Below are 21269 nucleotides of genomic sequence, written 5' to 3'. Positions count from 1 at the left end.
GATGCGAAGCGTCCGCAACCCAGGCAATGCGTTGCACCTGAGCCACCACGTTGGATGCCTTGGCGGGCGCTGCGCGCCCGTACGCAGCCTCGCAGGCTCGGCAGCGGCTACAGGGACGATTACGCCTGCGGCCGCTTGCCGCGCCGGCCTTACTGTTTCTCAACTGCGGGTGTATCGTATTCGCCTTTTGCGGGCCCCGGCCCGCCGCGGATACGTGAGGTAGTTGAGTCCATGTCCTTTACCCGTCGACAGATACTCGGTGGTCTGGCCGGTCTTGCCGTGGTTGGTGTGGGCGCCGGCGGCACGGCGCGTTACTGGCTGGGCAAGATGGCCGACGCCGAGGCGGGTCACGATTATCAACTGATCGCCGCGCCGCTGGACGTGGAACTGGTGCCGGGCCACAAGACCGAAGCCTGGGCCTTTGGCCCGTCCGCGCCGGGCACCGAGCTGCGGGTGCGCCAGGGCGAGTGGCTGCGGGTGCGCTTCATCAACCACCTGCCGGTAGCCACCACCATCCACTGGCATGGCATCCGCCTGCCGCTGGAAATGGACGGCGTGCCTTACGTCTCGCAATTGCCGGTGATGCCGGGCGAGTACTTCGACTACAAGTTCCGTGTGCCGGATGCCGGCAGCTACTGGTACCACCCCCACGTCAACAGCAGCGAAGAACTGGGTCGCGGCCTGGTTGGCCCGCTGATCATCGAAGAGCGCGAACCCACCGGCTTCAAGTACGAACGCACCCTGAGCCTGAAAAGCTGGCATGTGGATGAAGCCGGCGCCTTCGTGCCTTTCAGCATTCCCCGCGAGGCGGCGCGTGGCGGCACGGCGGGGCGTCTGTCGACCATCAATGGCGTGTCCCAGGCAGTGGTGGAGATCCCGGCCGGGCAGATCACCCGCGTGCGCCTGCTCAACCTCGACAACACCCTGACCTACCGCATCAACATTCCGGGTGTCGAAGCGCAAATCTACGCCCTGGACGGCAACCCTATCGAGCCGCGGCCGCTGGGCAAGGAATACTGGCTGGGGCCGGGCATGCGCATCTGCCTGGCGATCAAGGCGCCGCCGGCCGGTGAAGAATTGTCGTTGCGCAACGGCCCGGTGCGCCTGGGCACCTTGCGTTCGGTGGCCAACAGCGACGCGCCGACCGAGTGGCCGCCGGCGTTGCCGGCCAACCCGATCGCCGAGCCGGACCTGGATAACGCCGAGAAGCTCAACTTCAACTTCGAGTGGGTTGGCTCGGTCTCGGTGAACGTGGACAATGGCAAGCCACCGAGCCTCTGGCAGATCAATGGCAAGGCCTGGGACATCACCGACAAGACCTGCGCCGACCGCCCGATCGCCACGCTCAAGAAGGGCCAGAGCTACATTTTCGAATTGAAGAACATGACTCAGTACCAGCACCCGATCCACTTGCACGGCATGAGCTTCAAGGTCATCGCCTCGAACCGCAAGAAGATCACCCCGTACTTCACCGACACCTACCTGCTGGGCAAGAACGAGCGTGCCCGGGTGGCGCTGGTGGCGGATAACCCGGGGGTGTGGATGTTCCATTGCCATGTGATCGACCACATGGAAACCGGCCTGATGGCCGCCATCGAGGTGGCCTGATGCGGCAGATTCGCCCCGCCCGGATCATCGATCGCAGCCGCGACCAGGACTTCATGCGTGAAGCCCTGGCCCTGGCCGCCCAGGGCGCGGCCCTGGGCGAGGTGCCGGTGGGCGCGGTACTGGTGCAGGACGGGGAAATCATCGGCCGAGGTTTCAACTGCCCGATCAGCGGCAGCGATCCCAGCGCCCACGCGGAAATGGTCGCGATCCGCGCCGCGGCCCAGGCGGTCGACAACTATCGCCTGCCCGGCAGCACCCTCTACGTGACCCTGGAGCCATGCAGCATGTGCGCCGGGCTGATCGTGCATTCGCGTATCGCCCGGGTGGTGTACGGCGCGCTGGAGCCCAAGGCGGGCATCGTGCAGAGCCAGGGGCAGTTCTTCAGCCAGGGCTTTCTCAACCACCGGGTATTGGTCGAGGGCGGGGTGCTGGCCGAGGAGTGCGGCGCGGTGTTGAGCGAGTTTTTCAAGGCACGCCGGGCGCGCTGATCCTCGGATTTTTCGCGAGCAAGCTCGCTCCTACAGAAAAGCATACGGTCCCTGTAGGAGCGAGCTTGCTCGCGATAGCATCCGCCCAGACGCCGCAATTACTTCCTGGCGACAATCACCGCGCGCATCGGCGCCGGCAGGCCTTCGATGGTCTTGCTGTGGTCGTTGGGGTCGAGGAAATCGCTCAGCGACTGGTACTTCATCCACTCGGTGCCGCGCTGTTCCTCGATGCTGGTCACGCTCACATCCACGCAACGCACATCGCTGAAGCCGGCACGACGCAGCCACAGTTCCAGGGCCGGCACCGACGGCAGGAACCATACGTTACGCATCTGCGCGTAGCGGTCTTCCGGCACCAGCACCTGATGCCGGTCGCCTTCCACCACCAGGGTTTCCAGCACCAGTTCGCCGCCCTTGACCAGGCAGTCCTTGAGCGCCAGCAAATGCTCGATCGGCGAGCGGCGGTGGTAGAACACGCCCATGGAAAACACCGTGTCGAAGCCTTCCAGGTTGGGTGGCAGGTCCTCGAACGGGAACGGCAGGTGCCACACCGCGGGCTCCGACAGGTAACGCTGCACCGCCTGGAACTGGCAGAAGAACAGCCAGTTCGGATCGACGCCGATCACGCTGTGGGCACCGGCGCCGAGCATGCGCCACATGTAGTAGCCGTTGCCGCAGCCGACATCGAGGATGCGTTTGCCTTGCAGGTCGAGGTGCTTCGCGACCCGCGACCATTTCCAGTCCGAGCGCCATTCGGTGTCCACATGCACGCCGAACAGGTCGAACGGGCCCTTGCGCCAGGGCGACAGGCCCATCAGCGCGCTGCGCATCTGGGCGCGGGTAGCGTCGTCGCAGTCGGTGTCCAGGGTCAGGCCGTCAAGCAGGTCGATCGTGCTCGGCTGGATCTTCGGCAGAGCGTCCAGCGCGTTCTGCCAGCGCTCCAGGTCGCCGTGGCCCTTTTCCATCTTGGTGTCGAGTTGCGCTTGCAGGGTGTTGGCCCAGTCGGCCAGCGGTGTACCGGCCAGGCGGCGGGCGAGGGGGGACAGATCGATCATGGCAAGGCAATCAACGAGGCAAAGTTAAGACACTGGAACCACGGCACGACTTTCGAGAACCCGGCGGCCAGCAGGCGTTCGCGGTGTTCTTCGAGGCTGTCGGGCTTCATGACGTTTTCGATGGCGCTGCGCTTCTGGGCGATTTCCAGTTCGCTGTAGCCGTTGGCGCGCTTGAAGGCGATGTGCAGGTCGGTGAGCAGCGCATGCTCCTCGGGGTCGTTGAAGCGCAGTTTCTCCGAGAGAATCAGCGCGCCGCCGGGCAGCAGCGCCTGGCGAATGCGCCCGAGCAGGGCCAGGCGCTGTTCGGGGGCGATGAATTGCAGGGTGAAGTTCAGCGCCACCACCGAGGCGGGCTGGAATTCCAGGGCGAGGATGTCGCCTTCGATCACTTCGACCGGCAACAGCTCCTGGAACATCGAGTCCTGGCCGTTGAGGTACTCGCGGCAGCGCTCGACCATGGCCGCCGAGTTATCCACCGCGATCACCCGGCAGCCGTCGGTGCGCACATGGCGGCGCAGGGCTTGGGTCACGGCGCCGAGGGACGAGCCCAGGTCGTAGAGCACGCTGTTGGGCTGGGCGAACTGGGCGGCGAGCACGCCAAGGTTCTCGACAATGGTCGGGTAACCCGGCACCGAGCGCTTGATCATGTCCGGGAACACCCGCACCACGTCCTCGTTGAAGGCGAAGTCGGGCACCTGGGCCAGGGGCTGGGCGAAAAGGCGGTCGGGTTCTTTGCTCACGGCGGTTCCAGCGGTGGAGATAGAAAGAGGGGCGGCATTTTAGCCAAGTTGGCGCGGCGATGCGCGGTCTGTCTGATAAAGCGCGGGGACCGGTCGTAAGACCACTGCGTGGTCTATCGCGAGCAAGCTCGCTCCTACATGGAATGATTCCCCCCTGTAGGAGCGAGCTTGCTCGCGATAAGTCCCTTAAGGCTGCTGCGGGACGATCAGATCTCGCGCTTTTTCGCGGTAAACGCCGACGCCGCAATCCCCCATTGCCCCAGCCAGTAACTGAGGATGATCAGGTAGGGCGCGGCATCGAAGGCGACCACAAAACGGCTGATGCCGATCACGCTGTCGGAGAACACGAAGGCCACGGCGCCGGCGGCGGCCAGTTGCGCCGAGCGCTTGGGCACCTCGCTGCCCAGGCGAGCCAGGGCGCGCCAGAGCATGGCGCTGATGGCCAGGCCGTAGACGATCACCGGTACCAGCAACGGGCCGAGGCCATGGCTGATCAGGATGCCCAGCAACGCCGCGCCGACGACCAGGGCCAGCAGCAGGGGCAAGGGCGCCAGGCGCCGGCAATCGCTGGTATAGGCCTTGAGATAGGCCAGGTGCGCGACCAGGAAAGCGCCGAGGCCGAACACGAACAGGTCGGCGGGCCAGGCCAGCAGCACGTCGCCGAGCAGGGAGAACAACAGGCCGAGGCTGATCCAGCGGCGATAGTCGCTGGGGGGCGCATCGTGCAGCCAGCCGAGCAGGGCCAGCACCGGCAGCGGCTTGACCAGCAGGCACAGCAGGGTGGCGTGAATGCTCAGGCCGTAGAGGAAGGTCACCGCGCCCATCAGCGCCAGGATCAGCCAGCCCATGTCATTTGACCGAAATGGCGCAGTCGAAGGCTTTCACCGGCGCGACTTCCGGGGCCCAGGGCTGTTGATAGGTCAGCAGCAGGCGCCCGGTGCCGGCGGCGAAGGCCTGGAAACGCCAGGTGGACTGGCCGGCGCTGCCCACCAGGCCACTGTCTTCGGGGTTGCTGTAGACCTCGGGGCTGATTTTGCGCAGCACGCCGCCGGCCGAGTCCTGGATCGCCCAGCGATAACCCGTGGTCGGGTTGCTCGGCAGGGTCAGGATCAGGTTTTGCCCGTTGCTCAGTTGCACTGGGCATTCGCTCTGGTTCTCGACCGTGACGTTGTGCTTGGGTTGGCTGGCGCAGGCGGCGAGCAGGGCGAGGCTGAGGGGCAGCAACAGACGAATCGGTGACATGGGTCAGAAAGCTCCGGTCATGACAAAGGGCGAGCATAACCGAAGATTGAGGAATATGTGGTGGGGCAGGCGAGACGTTGTAGGAGCGAGCTTGCTCGCGATGAAGGCAGCGCGTAGTACCTGACGCACCGCGTCATCGTTCATCGCGAGCAAGGACTGGGCGTCCCCCTGCTCCTACGGACAGCGTTTAGAACAGCACTTTCGCCACATCGGCGAAACGCTTGGCGAAGTGCACGGTGATGCCTTCCTTGAGGTACTCCGGCAGCTCTTCGAAGTGGCCGCGGTTGGCTTCCGGCAGGATCAGCTCGTAGAGCTTCTGCCGGCGCGCCGCGATGACCTTCTCGCGCACCCCGCCGATGGGCAGGACATGCCCGGTCAGGGTCAGCTCGCCGGTCATGGCCACGCCCTTTTTCGGCGGCTGGTTGCGTGCCAGGGACAGCAGGGCGCTGGCCATGGTCACCCCGGCGCTCGGGCCATCCTTCGGCGTGGCGCCTTCCGGCACGTGCAGGTGGACGAATGCCTCGTCGAAGAACTTGGCATCGCCACCAAATTGCTTGAGGTGCGAGGTGACGTAGCTGTAGGCGATTTCCGCCGACTCCTTCATCACATCGCCCAACTGCCCGGTGAGCTTGAAGCCACGGTTGAGGGTATGAATCCGCGTGGCTTCGATCGGCAGCGTGGCGCCGCCCATGCTGGTCCAGGCCAGGCCGGTGATCACCCCGGTGCCGCTGAGCACCTGCTCGTTGCGGAACACCGGCATGCCCAGGGACGCCTCCAGGTCTTTCGGGCCGAGCTTGATCACCGCGTCCGGTTCTTCCAGCAGCCGCACCACGGCCTTGCGCACCAGTTTGCCCAGCTGTTTTTCCAGCTGGCGCACGCCGGCCTCGCGGGCGTAACCATCGATCACCGCGCGCAGCGCCGCGTCGCTGATACTCAGGTTGGCCTTGGACACACCCGCCTTTTCCAGCTGTTTGGGCCACAGGTGGCGCTTGGCGATGGCCAGCTTTTCCTCGGTGATGTAGCCCGACAGGCGAATCACTTCCATCCGGTCCAGCAACGGGCCGGGAATCGAATCCAGGGTGTTGGCGGTGCACACGAACAGCACTTTCGACAGGTCCAGGCGCAGGTCCAGGTAGTGGTCGAGGAATTCCACGTTCTGTTCCGGGTCGAGGGTTTCCAGCAGCGCCGAAGCCGGGTCGCCCTGGTAGCTCTGGCCCATCTTGTCGATCTCGTCGAGCATGATCACCGGGTTCATCACCTCGACGTCTTTCAACGCCTGCACCAGCTTGCCCGGCAGGGCGCCGATGTAGGTGCGGCGGTGGCCCTTGATCTCGGCCTCGTCACGCATGCCGCCGACGCTGAAGCGGTAGAACGGCCGGCCCAGGGATTCGGCGATGGACTTGCCGACACTGGTCTTGCCCACGCCGGGCGGGCCCACCAGCAGCACGATGGAGCCGCTGATCTCGCCCTTGTAGGCGCCGACCGCGAGGAATTCGAGAATCCGGCTCTTGATGTCGTCGAGCCCGGCGTGATGCTGGTCCAGCACCTTGCGCGCATGCTTGAGGTCGAGCTTGTCCTCGCCGTACACGCCCCAGGGCACGGCGGTGGCCCATTCCAGGTAGTTGCGGGTGACCGCGTACTCCGGCGAGCCGGTCTCGAGGATCGACAGTTTGTTCATTTCCTCCACGATGCGCTTTTGCGCTTGAGGAGGCAGGACCTTGCCAGCCAGACGCTGCTCGAACTGCTCGATGTCGGCGCTGCGATCGTCCTTGGTCAGGCCCAGCTCCTGCTGGATGACCTTGAGCTGTTCCTTGAGGAAGAACTCGCGCTGATGCTCGCCGATCTTGCGATTGACCTCGGCGGAAATCTCTTTCTGCAGGCGCGCGACCTCGACTTCCTTGCGCAGCATCGGCAGGACTTTTTCCATGCGCTTGAGCATCGGCACGCAGTCGAGCACTTCCTGCAGTTCGTTGCCGGTGGCCGAGGTCAGCGCGGCGGCGAAGTCGGTCAAAGGCGACGGGTCGTTGGGACTGAAGCGGTTGAGGTAGTTCTTCAGCTCTTCGCTGTACAGCGGGTTGAGCGGCAGCAGTTCCTTGATCGCGTTGATCAGCGCCATGCCGTAGGCCTTGACCTCGTCGGTCGGCTCGCTCGGCTGGTGCGGGTATTCGACCTCCACCAGATAGGGCGGGCGATGGTGCTTGAGCCAGGTGCGGATGCGCACGCGGGTCAGGCCCTGGGCCACGAACTGCAGCTTGCCGTTCTCGCGGCTGGCGTGGTGCACCTTGACCAGGGTGCCGTACAGCGGCAGGGCCGAGGTGTCGAAATGGCGTGGGTCTTCCGGCGGGGTGTCCATGAAGAACAGCGCCAGGGAATGGTGTTCGGACTTGCTCACCAGCTCCAGGGTTTCGGCCCAGGGTTCTTCGTTGACGATCACCGGCAAGACTTGCGCGGGGAAGAACGGCCGATTGTGGATCGGGATGATGTAGACCTTGTCCGGCAGATTCTGCCCGGGCAGGGCCAGGCCCTTGCCGGAGGACGTATGGAGTTCGGCGTTTTCCGGGTCGGCGTATTCACTCATGGTTTCAGGAAGTTCTTGCTGGTCGCTCATGGGGCACCTGCGCAATGGGGTATGCCAGGTTAGATGGGGCAGGTGACGAGCGGTTTCAATGGTGCCCGGGCCGGATCAATTATTTCAGTCCTTGTCGCCGCAACGCAGGGCAGCCTCCAAAGCGCTGATTGTGAGGCTGTCATTTCTGCGCAAGAACGTTGGTAAATTGGCGGTGACAAAAAAATGACTTTATGAACCCCCTGATTTTATTGCGTGATCTTCTTCTCTTGGCAGTCTAATCTGGACTGATTAAATGTTGTTAGGGAAATGGCATTTATTTGACGCATCTTTAGCTGCCCAGAGGGACGCGTAATGATCAAAGGACTTTTCAGCGGGGAGCGGCGGGTGTCGCCGTGGGGGTGCAGGGGCGACAACAGTGAGGTCGCGGCGACGAGAGCCGTCTCATGAAGTGGCGCCATACGTTCCAGGTAAGGATCACTGGGGTATTGGCGTTGTTGCTGTTGATCGTGATCGGGGTGGTGTATTTCGCCGTCAAGGCCGCGACCAATCATGCGGTGGAAAACCAGGCGCAAGTGCAGCTGCAAACCGGCGCCCGGGTCTTCGAACGCCTGCTCGAACTGCGCGGTCGGCGCTTGCGTTATGGCGTGGACTGGCTGGTGGTGGACTCGCAGTTCCGTGAGGCGGTGATCAGCGGCGACTCGCTGGCGATTCTCGAGGCGCTGCGTCAGCATGGTACCGGCACCCGCGGCAGCGAGCTGTTCGTGCTCGGCGCCGAAGGCACGGTGATCGCCAGCACCCTGGGGGCGATCGCCGAGCGTGAGCATTTCCCCTACGACCGAGCATTGCGCACGGCCCTGCGGCAGAACAAAAGCATGTTGATCGTCGCGCTCAAGGGCCAGCCTTATCTGCTGGTCCAGGGGCAGGTACTGACGCCGATGCACATGAATCGGGTGGTCATGGCGTTTCGCATGGACGACCTGTTCGCCAGCGAGTTGCGCTCCATGAGCAACCTGGAGGTGTCATTCCTCACCCTGCAGGACGGGCGCGCGGGGGAGCTGTTCAGCACTCAGCCGGATATTTTCTGGGCGACCATCATCACCACCCTGCGCAATGCGTCCTGGCGCGCGCGACCACAGCTGAGCGATGCCCACGGCAAGCGTTTCCTCAATCAGGCCCTGCAACTGGCCAATACCGACGATCCCGACGACCCCAAGGTTCTGGCGTTGCTGCAAAGCCCGCTGGATCACGCCTTGCAGGCCTTCGCGCCGCTGGACCGCGAGTTCCTGGTGATTGCCCTGGTGGCGCTGGTGGTGTCGCTGGCCGGTGCCCTGTTCATGGCGCGGCGGGTGTCGCGGCCGTTGAATGTGCTGGCCGATGCCGCCCAACGCATCGGCGCCGGCAACTACCAGGTGCCGGTGGTGCTCAAGCGCACCGACGAGTTCGGCTTGCTGGCCGAGGCGATCAACGCCATGCAGAGCGGGATTGCCAGCCGCGAGCTGCAACTGGCCCACAACGCCCTGCACGACCCCCTGACCGGCCTGCCCAACCGGGCGCTGGCCATGGAGCGCCTGAGCAACGCCATCAGCGCCGGGCGCAAGGTGGTGCTGCTGTACCTGGGCATCGAGGACTATCGGGCGATCAACGAAGGCCTGGGCCCGGAAGGGGTGGAGCAGATGATGCGCGAAGTCAGCCGGCGGCTGTCGGAGACGGTGTCCACCGGCGACACCGCCGCGCGCATCACCGCCAACGAGTTTCTGTTGCTGCTGGAAAATACCGAGATCGATGGCGCGGTGGCCATGGCCGATCGGCTCCATGCGTTATTGAGCCGGCCGCAGCCCCTGCGTGGCGATGAAGTGCAGCGCCAGGTGTGCATCGGCGTGGCGGTCTACCCCACCGACGGGCAATCGGCGGAAGAGCTGATCAGCCGCGCCGCCATCGCCCGCCACGACGCGGCCGCCCAGCCCGGTTACCTGCAGATCTACCAGCAGGACCGCGACCTGGCTCATCAGCGCCAGATCGGACTGATCCGCGACCTGCGCCGGGCCGCAGCGGAAGGCGAGCTGTTCTTGCTGTACCAGCCCAAGCTGGACCTGCGGCACGGCCATGTGCACCAGGCCGAAGCCCTGCTGCGCTGGCAGCACCCGGAGTTCGGCATGGTCTCGCCGGCGGAGTTCATCCCCCTGGCCGAGCGCACCGGCAGCATGAACAGCCTGACCCTGTGGGTGATCGAGGAGGGCATGCGGCAACTGGCCGAATGGAACATGCGCGGGCTGCATCTGCAATTGTCGCTGAACATCTCGGCGGACGACCTGCATGGCCACGACCTGGCGGCGCGGGTGAGCGTGTTGCTGCAGCGTTATCGGTTGTCCGCCGAGCAGCTGATTTTCGAGATCACCGAAAGCGCCATCATGCGTCACCCGGAGCAGGCGCTGGAGGTGTTGCAGAGCCTGCGCGACTGCGGCATCAGCCTGTCGGTGGACGACTTCGGCACCGGCTACTCGTCGCTGGCGCAATTGCAGCGGCTGCCGGTGCAGGAGTTGAAGATCGACCAGTCGTTTATCCGCAACCTCGACGAAACCAGCGGCGACGCGGTGATCGTGCGTTCCACCATCGAGATGAGCCACAACCTGGGGCTCAAGGTGGTGGCCGAAGGGGTGGAGCAGGAGCGCAGCCTGCGCCTGCTGGAGCGCTGGCATTGCGACACGGCCCAGGGCTACCTGATCAGCCGGCCGCTGACTGCCACAGCCTTCGAGGCTTGGCTGTTGAAGTCGCGGATTTCCAGCTGAGCAGCCCTGTGTGGCCGCTCCGGGCGCTGCAGCCAGAGATCTGCAGGCCCTGCTTCACGGTGTGAAGTCTGGCGCCAGAACCCTCGGCGATGGGCCGCGGCTTACTGCTTGGTGCACTCGGCGGGGAGCGCCACGACGCCGCCCATGGAGGCGAAGGCGACCATGCCGCCACTGGGCAGGATGCAATTGTATTCGCCGTTGCTGGTGCTGGCGGTGAAGTAGGTCTGGGATGCGTCGCTGCGCACATTGGAGACCGTGGTCACGGGCTTGCCGAGGGTGGTCTGGGCGCGGTTCTTGAGGTCGTCGTTGCTGGGTTTGGCAATGGCGCAACCGCCCAGGGCGAGCACCAGGCCGCCGAGCAGGGTGAGGGTACGGGCAGTGGGGTGGAGGTTCATGGTGATTCTTCCTTGGCGTTGTTGTGTTTTCTACGGCGCAGCCGGCCCCGACACCGCAGAGCGGCGGTGTTGAGAAGAGCGAGTGAGTGGTTGGCACTATATCGCCGGGGTGGGGGAGGGTCGATTAGCACAGATGGGCTAATGTCCCTTTGCAATGACCGGGTTGAGGACGGCGTCGGCGCAGGGCCGGCTGGAGTCGCCGGCCCCGGATCGAGGTTCAGCTCAGCAGTTGTTCCTGCAGGCGCCGGCCGAGTACGTCCAGCAGGTCGCAACCATCGCGCAGGGGGATGACGCAGAGCTGGGCGAAATCCTGGAGCAGCGCCGGGTTGCCGTGCAGGTTGGCGTCGCTGGCGAGGTTTTCCAGCAACTGGGCCGCGGCGCGGATGCGGTGGGCGGCGGCTTCGTGCAGCACATCCAATGGCGCCTCGGTGTCGATCAGCAAGGCAGGGATGGTGCAGTCGTTGCTGGTCAGGGCCATGTAGCGGCGGGGGGAGGTGTTGTCGATGAGCACGGGTGGATCGGGAACGACTTTTTTCATTGAACTGGCTCCGGGTAGGGATCTGAGCCGCCAACAGCCTTCCTACGGGCTTGGGTGGCAGCCGTGCGCGGGGTAGGAACCGAATACCCAGGGACTCGGCCACGTCGAAACGTGCCCGCGCACAGCCGCCGCGGCTGATCTTACGGACACCTCAAAGGGGCCGCAATCAGTCGGGACGCGTACGCGCCAAGGGTCATCAAAAGGGTTCCTACGCCCTGTCACTGAATTGGCAGTGACAGACCAAACCATAGAGTCCGAGGCCCGGCGGGACAAGGTGATGGGAGTCGAGGCGTGTTGTAGGAATTTTCGCCATAACCACTGCCACACCGATCTCGGCTCGACATTGGCCCTGTAGCCGCTGCCGAGCCCGCGAGGCTGCGATCGTCTGCGTAGCAGACGCAAGGGCGGTGTCCCCCATCAGCCTGATACACCGCGTTGTCTGGTTTAGCGTCCGATTTGCGGCCGATCGCAGCCTCGCAGGCTCGGCAGCGGCTACATGAATCGTTATCGCCCGGGAGGCTGGTGGTGGTTGGGCGGGCCCTATCGCGAGCAGCTCGCTCCTACAGGTATTGCACCGTCCTTGTAGGAGCGAGCTTGCTCGCGATGACGTCAGGCCGGGCAATACAAAAATGAAAGGCCGAAGAAACTCCCTCCAAACACCACCCACAAAAAAGGCGGCTACCCGCAGGTAACCGCCTTTTCATTCACCGCCGGTAAGGCTTATTCCGACAGTTTGTAGGCGATGATGTAGTCGCCCATCTTGGTGCCCAGCGAGCCGTGGCCACCCACGACCACCAGCACGTACTGCTTGCCATCCTTGCCGGTGTAGCTCATCGGCGTGGCCTGGCCGCCCGCTGGCAGGCGGGATTTCCACAGTTCCTTGCCGTTGTTCACGTCATAACCGCGGATGTACTGGTCCAGGGTGCCGCTGAGGAAGCCCACGCCACCGGCGGTGACCATCGAGCCGCCCATGCTCGGCACGCCGATGGGCAGGCCGATCGGTACCGGCGAGCTGTCGCGGCTGGTGCCGTTCTTGTGCTTCCACACCACTTTGTTGGTGGTCAGGTCGATACCGGCCACGTAGCCCCAGGCCGGGGCCTGGCAAGGTACGCCGAACGGCGACATGAACGGATGCATGATCACCGCGTAAGGCGCGCCGGTGTTGGGTTGCACACCGGAGGTTTCGCTTTCGCGCTTGCTGCCGGCGGCGACTTCGGCGCGCGGCACCAGCTTGGAAACGAAGGCCATGTAGTTCGGGCTGGTGAACAGCAGGTGACGGACCGGGTCGATCGACACGCTGCCCCAGTTGAACACACCGACGTTACCCGGGTAGACCAGGCTGCCCTGGATCGACGGCGGGGTGTACTGGCCTTCGTAGCGCAGTTCCTTGAACTGGATGCGGCACAGCATCTGGTCGAACGGCGTGGCGCCCCACATGCCTTTTTCTTCCAGCGGCGGCGGCAGCAGGTTCAGGTCCGAACGGGCCTGGGTCGGCGCGGTGTGGTCACCTTCGACCGCACCGCCCGGCGCCGGTACTTCCTGGATCGGCACGATCGGGGTGCCGTCGCGACGGTCCAGCACATACAGGCTGCCTTGCTTGGTCGGCTGAATCAGCGCCGGCTTGATGCCGTCCGCGGTCTTCATGTCCACCAGGGTCGGCTGGCTGCCCACGTCCATGTCCCACAGGTCATGGTGGGTGAACTGGTAGTTCCAGCGCAGCTTGCCGGTGTCGATGTCCAGGGCCACGGTGCCGGCGCTGAACTTCTCGGCGCCCGCGGTGCGGTTGCCGCCCCATTGGTCAGGCATCTGGTTGCCCAGCGGCAGGTAGACCAGGCCCAGCTTCTCGTCGACGCTGGCCAGGGACCACATGTTCGGCGAGTTGCGGGTGTAGGTCTGGCCTTCCGGCAGCGGCGTGGTGACGTCGGGGTTGCCGGCGTCCCAGTTCCACACCAGGTGACCGTCGTGCACGTCGAAGGCGCGGATCACGCCGGACGGTTCGTTGGTCGACTCGTTGTCGGTCACGTGGCCGCCGATGATCACCAGGTTACGGGTGATGGCGGCCGGCGACGTCGAGTAGTAGCCGCCCGGGGTGAACGGGCCGATACCGGCCTTCAGGTCCACGGCGCCTTTGTTGCCGAAGTCTTCGCAGACCTTGCCGGTGTCGGCGTTGATTGCGATCAGGCGCGCGTCGGCGGTCGGCAGGAACAGGCGACGCGGGCAGCTGGCGGCGATCGCCTGGCCGGCGGCCGAGAGGCTGGCCGGAGTGCTGATGGCGTCGCTTTTGTTGAAGCTGGCTTCGTCGTAGTACGACACGCCGCGGCAGGTCATGTGTGCCCAGCCACGGAAGTCATCGCCGTTCGGGCCCTGGATTTTCGGGTCGAAACGCCAGATTTCCTTGCCGGTGTCCGGGTCCAGAGCCAGCACCTGGCTGTGGGCGGTGCAGGCATAGAGCATGCCGTTGACCTTCAGCGGGGTGTTCTGGTTGGTGATTTCCACCGGGTCCTTGGCGGTCGGCATGTCGCCGGTGCGGATGCGCCAGGCTTCCTGCAGCTTGCCGATGTTGGCCGGAGTGATCTGGGTCAGCGGCGAGTAGCGGTCGCCGAACTCGGTGCGGCCATATGCCTGCCAGTCGCCTTCGGGCATGGTCGGCGCGGCGCTGGTGGTGTCGGCGCTTGCACGGCCCAGTTCGCCCGAGATCTCGCCCGGATTGGTGAACTGGCTGTTGATCGCGGCACCACCGGCCAGGACCACGGCCACGCCCAGTACCGCGGTGCTCACAGGCGCCGGGCCGTTGCGCAGCAGCGGACGACGGAACCACGGCAGCAGCAGAACCACACCCAGGGCAAAGAACAGCGACAGGCGTGGCACCAGTTGCCACCAGTCCAGGCCGACTTCCCACAGTGCCCAGACGGAGCTGGCGAACAGCACCACCCCGTAGATGAGCAGCGCGGCACTACGACCGGCCAGCAGCAGGATGCCGCTGACGATCAGGCCAATACCGGCCAACAGGTAGTACAGCGAGCCGCCGAGCATGCTCAGCTTGATCCCCCCGGCCAGCATGGCCAGGCCCATTAGCAGCAGCAAGATGCCGAGCAGGCTCGGCAGCAGGCGGCTCGGACTTGAAGCACCATCAGTGCTCATAGTGTGGTTCTCCGTGACGTTTAAGGTAGTCCCGCGCTTGTTCACTGTAGATGACGATCAGGCGCGGGCATGGTTCAGCAGTGTTTGGGAAAAACAGTTTTATTCAGATTGGGCGCGCAGGCGCCCCTCAGAACGAGCTCTGGATCTTGATCCCGCCGATCAGCGCGTCGTCGACCTTGTCCACGCCACCCGGGTGGCGGATGTATTGCAGGTTCGGGCGCACGGTCAGCCAATTAGTGACATGCACGCCGTAGTACAGCTCGGCGCTGTATTCGGTGTCCTGGGGCGGCAGGTAGGCCGGGTTGTCGTAGTCCTGGATGAGGTTGGCCTGGTTGCTCGCTTCGGCGTTCTTGCGGTAGGCCGGGTTGACGTGGACCCGGGCCATGGCGAAGCCGATGTCGTCCTTGGCGCGTGCATCGAACAGGCCTTTGTAGACCAGGCCGGCCTGGACGTAGTTGTCGATGGCGTTGGTCTTCTTGTCGTGCATCGTCGCGTTGGCGAACAGGCTCAAGCCGCGCGAGTGGTCGCTGGCCAGGCTGGTGATCTGCTGTTGCGCGCCCAGCCACAGGCCGTGCTTGCTCGAACTGCTGCGATAGGCCTCGCCGCTCAAGGCCGCCGGCTGGCCGTTGCTGTCCTTGTACACGTCGCTGGCCTTGGCGCTGCTGTAGTAGTAACCGGCGCGGTATTCACCCGGCAGGCCGCCCGGCTTCGGCGTCCACACCAGTTCCACTGGCAGCAGGGTGCCCTGGGTGCCGCTGCCGCTGAGCTTGAAGCCATTGCCGCGCTCGAGGTTGGACGGGTTCTGCTCATAGGCGCCGATCTGCGCGTAGAGCTCAGGGGTCAGGTGATATTTGACTCGCAGCGCCCACTGGCTGACCGGCCAGTTGTACCAGACGCTGCCGGCCCAGTTGCCGACCTGGGAGCCGCAGAACGCCAGGTTCTGGAAGTCGCAGGGGAAGCTGTTGAAGTCTTCGCCCTGGCCGAACCGGCCGACCTTGATGTCGAGCTTCTGGTCGAAGAATTTCTGCTGGTACCACATCTGTGTCAGGCGCCAGGTCTGGCCGCGGCCCCAGACTTCCTGGGCCGAGGTGAAGCCACCGACCCGCGGGTCGTTGATGCGGTCGTTGCTGATGTTGTCGCCGTCGCGCTTGGTGATGGTCAGTTGGAACTCGGCATCGTTCCAGCCGAGGATCTTGTTCAGGTCCAGGTGGCTGCCGAAGGCGAACTGGTCGCTGAAGCGCGCGGTGCGGTCATGGTCGTAACCGCCATGCAGGTTGGCGCCCATTTCGCCGACGAAGTCGATCTTGAAGTCGTAGCCTTTTTTCGCCAGCTCAGTGCGGTTGCCATTCCAGTCGCCGAGCATCCACGGGGACTCGCTGTCGAAGGCCGGCGCGGCCTGGGCGCAGGTGGCCAGGCCGAGGGCGCCGAGCAGGGTCATGGTTTGGTGCAGGGCGGCAGGGCGAGAGACAGCGCTGTCTTTAAGGGTTTGAACGTCTGGCATAGGTGAAATCTTGGTCTTATTCAGGGAAATGGGCAGGCAAGCAAAGGCTCGACGTGGCTCGGTTCGCGGCAGTGCGAGCACGTTAATACAGCTGATTCAAAGGGCAGGATTAAAGGTTTCAGCCTGAGCGGCGCGAAGAATAAATCAGGGGCCAGGCGAGAGAAAGGGCTTTTGTTGACATGAATCATTTCGGATTCGGTAACAGTACTGCCTCGCCTCCTGGAGCACAGGGCCTGCTGGCGCGGTGAACGCCAGGAAAGCCGTGGCGCGACGGCCCGTTGCAGGCCGTCGCGGGTCAGAGCCTCAGAAGGTGGTGCGCAAGCCGACCTCGATGCTGCGCCCCTGGGCCGGGGCGATGTCGCGCAGGATCGAGCTGGCGTAGCGCACGGTCTGGTTGGTCAGGTTCTCGCCTTTGACGAAGGCCAGCCACTGGCTGCTGCCGATGTCGAAGTGGTAACCGGCGCTGGCGCCCAGGGTGGTGTAGCCGTCGGTGCCGCTTTCGTTGTCCGGCACGCGACGCTGGCTGGCGGCGTGTTCGACATCGATGCGCGCCTGCCAGCGATCCAGCTCCCACAGCAGGCCGCTGTTCAGGCGCAGCGGTGCGATGCGTGGCAGGGCTTCGCCGTTGTCCAGGTTCTTGGCGCGGGTGTAGTCGCCGGACAGTTCCAGGGCGAACTTGCCGTAGGCGCTTTCGCCGAGCTTCCAGTGATCCTGGGCCTCGATCCCGGCAAACCGCGCGCGGACTCCGGAGTAGGTGTATTCCGGCATGCCGCCGGCGTCCTCCTCGCCTTCATCGTTGAGGGTGCGACCGCTGCCGAGCAGCCCGATGTAGTTGGAGAAGTGGCTGTAGAACACCCCGACGCTGCCTTTGTGGGTGCCGTTGTCGAAACGCAGGGCCAGGTCGCTGGACACGGCTTTTTCTTTCGACAGGTTGGCGTCGCCGACTTCATAGGTGCCGGTGGCCACGTGGGCACCGTTGGCATACAGCTCGTAGAAGGTCGGCGCGCGTTCGGTGTAGCCCAGGGTGGCGGCCACGGACCAGATCGGCGTCAGGGTGTAGACCGCGCCGGACGACAGGCTGCCGGCGGTGAAGCTGTTGGAGCTGTCGGCCTGGCTGAAGCGCTCGTTGCCTTTGCTGTCCGGGTCGACGCGGGTGTGTTCCAGGCGCCCGCCGAAGCTGAGTTTCAGGCGCTCGGTGGCCTGCAATTCTTCGAGGATGAACAGCGCGGCGCTGTCGGTATCGGTCTGGGGAACGAAGGCTTCTTCGCCGAGCGCGGAAAATTCGCTGCGGCTGACCTGGGTGCCGATCACCCCATTGAGCGGGCCGAGGGGCTGGTGGCGCGCTTCGACCCGGGCTTCATAACCCTTGTTCTTGAAAATGGTGCCGGTCTCGCCGCCTTCGATTTCGCGGTGCTCGTAATCGGTGTAGCCGGCGTCGAATTTCAGCGAGCTGAAAGGGCCGTCGAGGTTGCGCAGTTCCGAGGCGAAGGCGTAGTGATCCTGCTTCATGCGGATGCGCACGTCGTCTTCGGCGGGCGAGCCGTAGTTGGAGTCGTAGTTGCTGTAGGACAGCCCGGCGTAACCGTCGTCCCAGGTGTAGGAACCACCGATGGCGCCGCCGTCCTGGCGGCCGTCGCTGTTGCCCAGGCGGCCTTTTTTGCCGTTGCCGTCTTCACTCGCTGGGGCGTGGCGGCTGCGGGCGTAGCCGGGGATTTTCAGGTCGTTGAACTGCCGCGAGTTGGCGTCCAGGTGCAAGGCGAAGGTGCCGTTGCCGGCTTCCAGCTTGCCCGCGCTGCTGCGGGTGGTGTCGGCACCGCCATAGCGCAATTCACCGGCACCGTGGATACCTTCGATGGCGGCGGTGGGGATGCGGTTGTCGAAGGTGTTGACCACGCCGCCGATGGCGCTGCCGCCATACAGCAGGGCGGCCGGGCCGCGGACGATCTCGATGCGCTCGACGTTGACCGGGTCCAGCGGCACGGCGTGGTCGTAGGACAGCGACGACGCATCCAGGGCGCCGACACCGTTGCGCAGCAGGCGAATGCGGTCGCCGTCCAGGCCGCGAATGATCGGCCGGCTGGCGCCCGGGCCGAAGTAGGACGAAGACACACCCGGCTGTTTATTCAGGGTTTCGCCGAGGCTGCCTTGTTGTTGCAGGGTCAGCTCGTCGCCTTCCAGTACCGTGCTCGGCGCTGCCGTTTGCTGGCTGCCCAGGGGGTTGGCGGTGATGACCTGCGGTTGCAACTCCAGGGCGTGGGCCTGGGAGGCAAACAGCAAGGCGGCGGACAGCGGCGTCAGGCGCCAGAGTAAGGAGCGAGAAGGGCGGGGGGCAGAGAGGGACATCGGTCATTCCTTGGCAAGCGCAAGGCTGTGCGCTTTGAGTCAAAAGAGAACAGGCGTGACACGGCGAGGTGTCTGGATCAGGGGTTTGTTTTGTATTGATACAATATAACATCTCTTTCTGCGTAAAAAGAAAGGAACTTTTTCAGGAGAAGGGGGGCATTCGTTCCGATGTAGCCGCTGCCGCAGGCTGCGATCGAGCGGAACGCTCGCGGCGATCTCAGGTGCATGAGCGCCTTCGGCGCTATCGCAGCCTGCGGCAGCGGCTACAGTTGATGAGTGTTCGCCCTTCCACGGGCTCGAAGCCTCGGCTAAGGTGCGCGACTTCCTTTTTCTCTTGCTCAAAGGCCCGGCATGACTGCAACGAACAACGACCCGCTGCACGGCGTTACCCTGGAACAGATCCTCAAGGCGCTGGTGGAACACTACGAATGGCAGGGGTTGGCCGAGCGCATCGATATCCGTTGCTTCAAGAGCGACCCGAGCATCAAGTCGAGCCTGACCTTCTTGCGCAAGACGCCCTGGGCGCGGGAGAAAGTCGAGCAGCTGTACGTGAAACTGCAGCGCACCAAACGCCCGCTCTAAGGACCTTCGATGGCTGTCGAGCCGGTTTTTCCTTCAGGCGGCAAACGGTTGTTCACCGCGCTGGCCGCGTTGCTCGGCTGGTTGGGGCTGACGATCCAGCTGTACCTGATCCTCCATCTGCGCTGGACAGTGGACGCCAGCCTGCTGGGCGGGCTGATCAACTTTTTCAGTTTCTTTACCGTGCTCACCAACACCCTGGTGGCGGTGGTGCTGACCTGTGCCCTGGACCTGCGCAGCTCGCGCGGGCAGCGGTTCTTTCTGCAACCCTGGGTCAGCAGCGGTATCGCGGTCAGCATTGTGGTGGTGGGGCTGGCGTACAGCCTGTTGCTGCGTCACCTGTGGCATCCCCAGGGCTGGCAGTTGGTGGCGGACGAGTTGCTGCACGACGTGATGCCGCTGCTGTTTCTCGTCTACTGGTGGTGCTGCGTGCCCAAGGGGCGCCTGGGGCTGCGGCATGTCGCCGGGTGGATACTCTACCCGCTGCTGTACTTCGCTTATGTGCTGCTGCGCGGGCACGTGCTGGGGCTGTATCCCTATCCTTTTGTCGACGTGGGCAAGCTGGGCTATGCGCAGGCGTTCGTGAATGCGCTGGGGATTCTGGCGGGGTTCGTGCTGGTGGCGCTGGGGATGGTCGGGCTGGATCGTTGGCTGGGGCGGCGCCGGGCTTGAGTATGCGGTGACTGGAAGGGCGTTATCGCGGGCAAGCCTCGCTCCTACAGAAAATGAATGACGGTGTTCCGCTTGAATTCTGTAGGAGCGAGGCTTGCCCGCGAAAGGCGGCAAAGCCGCCGCTTATTCTTCTTCGCTACTGTCCAGGCGCCAATAACCGGCGGCCTTGACGAACTCGTCGTCGAGCCGGTGCTCGTCCAGCAGCACCCGGCGAATCTGCCGCGAGACTTTGCTTTCCGTGGCCACCCAGGTGTACAGCTTGCCGTTCGGTACCTGCAGCCCGCGCACGGTGCCGATCAGGTCCTGCTGGCCGCCGTCGCGCTCTACCCAGATCACCTCGACCTGCGCCGCGCTCTGCAGCACCTGGCGCTCGGCGGCGTCCTGGATCTCGATCACCGCCAGCACCCGGCGCCCGGCCGGCAATTCTTCCAGGCGCCGGGCAATCGCCGGCAGCGCGGTTTCATCGCCGATCAGCAGGTAGCTGTCGAACATGTCCGGCACGATCATCGAGCCGCGCGGCCCGCCGATATGCAGGAACTGACCGGGCTTGGCCTGCTCGGCCCAGGTCGAGGCAGGGCCGTCGCCGTGCAGCACGAAATCGATATCCAGTTCACCGATGTCCAGGTCGTAGCGTCGTGGCGTGTAGTCGCGCATGGCCGGCATCGCGCCGTTGTCCTTGCCCGGGCCCAGCACCAGGGTCTCCAGGGCCGCCTGCTGTTCGGCGTTCTGTGGGAACAGCAGCTTTATATGGTCGTCGCTGCCCAGGCTGATGAAACCGGCGAGTTCCGGCCCGCCCAGGGTGATGCGGCGCATGCGCGGGGTCAGGTCGACCACCCGCAGCACTTCCAGGCGGCGGCGTTTGATCTCGTGGCTGACCCGATGAATCGATGGCGAATTGTCTACGGTCATTCAGCTGACTCCTGAGCAGAAGGGTTGGCCGGGCCGTCGACGATGGCGCGGGCGGTGTTGTTCAGCAGGTCGCGGACTCGCACGATTTCTTGCGGGTTCCAGCGGCCGTGGTGCATCTGCAGGGCGTGGCGCAGGTTGTGCACCGCCTCGTGGATTTCCGCCGGGCGATCGTGGCCGCGCAGCGAGCGCTTGCTGACGTCGATGCGCATGCGCACGCCATCCAGGGCAATCGCCTGGTCCTGTAAGGACAGACGGCCGGCCTCGGTCACGCTGTAGCGTTTTTTCCCGCCTTCGGCGTCGCCGCTGATCAATTCGCTCTCTTCGAGGAAGGTCAGGGTCGGGTAGATCACGCCAGGGCTGGGGCTGTAGGCGCCATCGAACATGCCTTCGATCTGGCGGATCAGGTCGTAGCCGTGGCACGGCTGCTCGGCGATCAGCGCCAGCAACAGCAACTTCAGGTCGCCGGGGGCGAAGACCCGCGGGCCACGGCCGCCGCGTTCGCGCCCGGGGCGTTTTTCGAAACCGTCGTGGCCGTCGCCGTACTCGCGGTGGGGGTGGTGGTGTTCTCTCATTTTCTCTTTCTCCTGTGCGGTTAAGACATAACTTAAGATATATCTTAATCGCCGCGCAAGTACTTCCGTGCTGGCCGCACCAGCCGTTTGTCGCAGAGGGGGAGAATCGAGACAGTCCGTAGCCGCTGCCG

Annotated in this window: 17 protein-coding genes; 5 read left to right on the top strand and 12 right to left on the bottom strand. The window is 64.5% G+C overall.

Annotated elements, in window-relative coordinates; genetic code table 11:
- Positions 1-231: 231 nt before the first annotated feature.
- On the top strand, positions 232-1608 hold the full coding sequence (locus tag AC07Y9_RS22525) for a multicopper oxidase family protein (protein ID WP_102678542.1): 1377 nt from the start codon (positions 232-234) through the stop codon (positions 1606-1608).
- Positions 1608-2096 (top strand): tRNA adenosine(34) deaminase TadA, encoded by a 489-nt coding sequence (gene tadA, locus AC07Y9_RS22520; RefSeq protein ID WP_009045418.1) that lies wholly within the window; start codon positions 1608-1610, stop codon positions 2094-2096. The genes AC07Y9_RS22525 and tadA overlap by 1 nt, the downstream gene beginning before the upstream one ends.
- Before the next feature lie 98 nt (positions 2097-2194).
- Here tadA and cmoB read toward each other — a convergent pair whose 3' ends face one another.
- From cmoB to lon, 5 genes are all read right to left on the bottom strand, one after another.
- Positions 2195-3151: a tRNA 5-methoxyuridine(34)/uridine 5-oxyacetic acid(34) synthase CmoB gene (gene cmoB / locus AC07Y9_RS22515; protein ID WP_102678541.1), complete on the bottom strand. Its 957-nt coding sequence runs from the start codon at positions 3149-3151 to the stop codon at positions 2195-2197.
- A complete protein-coding gene (gene cmoA, locus AC07Y9_RS22510) occupies positions 3148-3891 on the bottom strand; it encodes a carboxy-S-adenosyl-L-methionine synthase CmoA (protein ID WP_009050613.1) in 744 nt (247 codons plus the stop codon). Before cmoA ends, cmoB begins: the two co-directional genes overlap by 4 nt.
- A 206-nt stretch (positions 3892-4097) precedes the next feature.
- A complete protein-coding gene (locus AC07Y9_RS22505) occupies positions 4098-4739 on the bottom strand; it encodes a lysoplasmalogenase (RefSeq protein WP_087090075.1) in 642 nt (213 codons plus the stop codon).
- 1 nt (position 4740) lies between these two features.
- Complete coding sequence (locus AC07Y9_RS22500; RefSeq protein ID WP_007930776.1) at positions 4741-5133, bottom strand: protease inhibitor I42 family protein; 393 nt, start codon at positions 5131-5133, stop codon at positions 4741-4743.
- A gap of 187 nt (positions 5134-5320) precedes the next feature.
- Positions 5321-7741 carry an endopeptidase La gene (gene lon / locus AC07Y9_RS22495; RefSeq protein ID WP_053262488.1) on the bottom strand — a complete coding sequence of 807 codons (2421 nt, stop codon included), beginning with the start codon at positions 7739-7741 and terminating at the stop codon, positions 5321-5323.
- Positions 7742-8145: 404 nt separating this feature from the next.
- Here lon and AC07Y9_RS22490 point away from each other — a divergent pair, with 404 nt between their 5' ends.
- The gene (locus AC07Y9_RS22490) at positions 8146-10488 is read left to right on the top strand and encodes a putative bifunctional diguanylate cyclase/phosphodiesterase (RefSeq protein WP_102678540.1); all 2343 of its coding nucleotides are present in this window, start codon (positions 8146-8148) and stop codon (positions 10486-10488) included.
- Between the two features lie 101 nt (positions 10489-10589).
- Here the strand turns inward: AC07Y9_RS22490 and AC07Y9_RS22485 are convergent, their stop codons facing one another.
- The 5 genes from AC07Y9_RS22485 to AC07Y9_RS22465 form a co-directional block, all read right to left on the bottom strand.
- A complete protein-coding gene (locus tag AC07Y9_RS22485) occupies positions 10590-10883 on the bottom strand; it encodes a hypothetical protein (RefSeq protein WP_102678539.1) in 294 nt (97 codons plus the stop codon).
- Positions 10884-11100: 217 nt separating this feature from the next.
- Complete coding sequence (locus AC07Y9_RS22480; protein ID WP_102678538.1) at positions 11101-11421, bottom strand: hypothetical protein; 321 nt, start codon at positions 11419-11421, stop codon at positions 11101-11103.
- A 720-nt stretch (positions 11422-12141) separates the two neighbouring features.
- Entirely contained in the window at positions 12142-14562 is a 2421-nt protein-coding gene (locus AC07Y9_RS22475) for a glucose/quinate/shikimate family membrane-bound PQQ-dependent dehydrogenase (RefSeq protein WP_102678537.1), read from the bottom strand.
- Positions 14563-14689: 127 nt separating this feature from the next.
- The gene (locus AC07Y9_RS22470; RefSeq protein ID WP_102678536.1) at positions 14690-16063 is read right to left on the bottom strand and encodes a carbohydrate porin; all 1374 of its coding nucleotides are present in this window, start codon (positions 16061-16063) and stop codon (positions 14690-14692) included.
- 303 nt (positions 16064-16366) lie between these two features.
- Complete coding sequence (locus tag AC07Y9_RS22465; RefSeq protein WP_102678535.1) at positions 16367-18406, bottom strand: TonB-dependent receptor; 2040 nt, start codon at positions 18404-18406, stop codon at positions 16367-16369.
- Positions 18407-18757: 351 nt separating this feature from the next.
- Here AC07Y9_RS22465 and AC07Y9_RS22460 point away from each other — a divergent pair, with 351 nt between their 5' ends.
- Entirely contained in the window at positions 18758-18988 is a 231-nt protein-coding gene (locus AC07Y9_RS22460) for a VF530 family protein (RefSeq protein WP_007923118.1), read from the top strand.
- Between the two features lie 9 nt (positions 18989-18997).
- Positions 18998-19657, top strand: a complete 660-nt coding sequence (locus tag AC07Y9_RS22455; protein WP_102678534.1) for a Pr6Pr family membrane protein — start codon at positions 18998-19000, stop codon at positions 19655-19657.
- 123 nt (positions 19658-19780) lie between these two features.
- Here AC07Y9_RS22455 and AC07Y9_RS22450 read toward each other — a convergent pair whose 3' ends face one another.
- Positions 19781-20566: a siderophore-interacting protein gene (locus AC07Y9_RS22450; RefSeq protein WP_102678533.1), complete on the bottom strand. Its 786-nt coding sequence runs from the start codon at positions 20564-20566 to the stop codon at positions 19781-19783.
- Complete coding sequence (locus AC07Y9_RS22445; RefSeq protein WP_102678532.1) at positions 20563-21138, bottom strand: PadR family transcriptional regulator; 576 nt, start codon at positions 21136-21138, stop codon at positions 20563-20565. The genes AC07Y9_RS22450 and AC07Y9_RS22445 overlap by 4 nt, the downstream gene beginning before the upstream one ends.
- Positions 21139-21269 lie beyond the last annotated feature (131 nt).

Source organism: Pseudomonas sp. GW456-L12 (genome assembly GCF_059424045.1).
The sequence above is the reverse complement of the archived record's forward strand: the minus strand, read 5'-3'. Positions and strand labels throughout refer to the sequence as shown.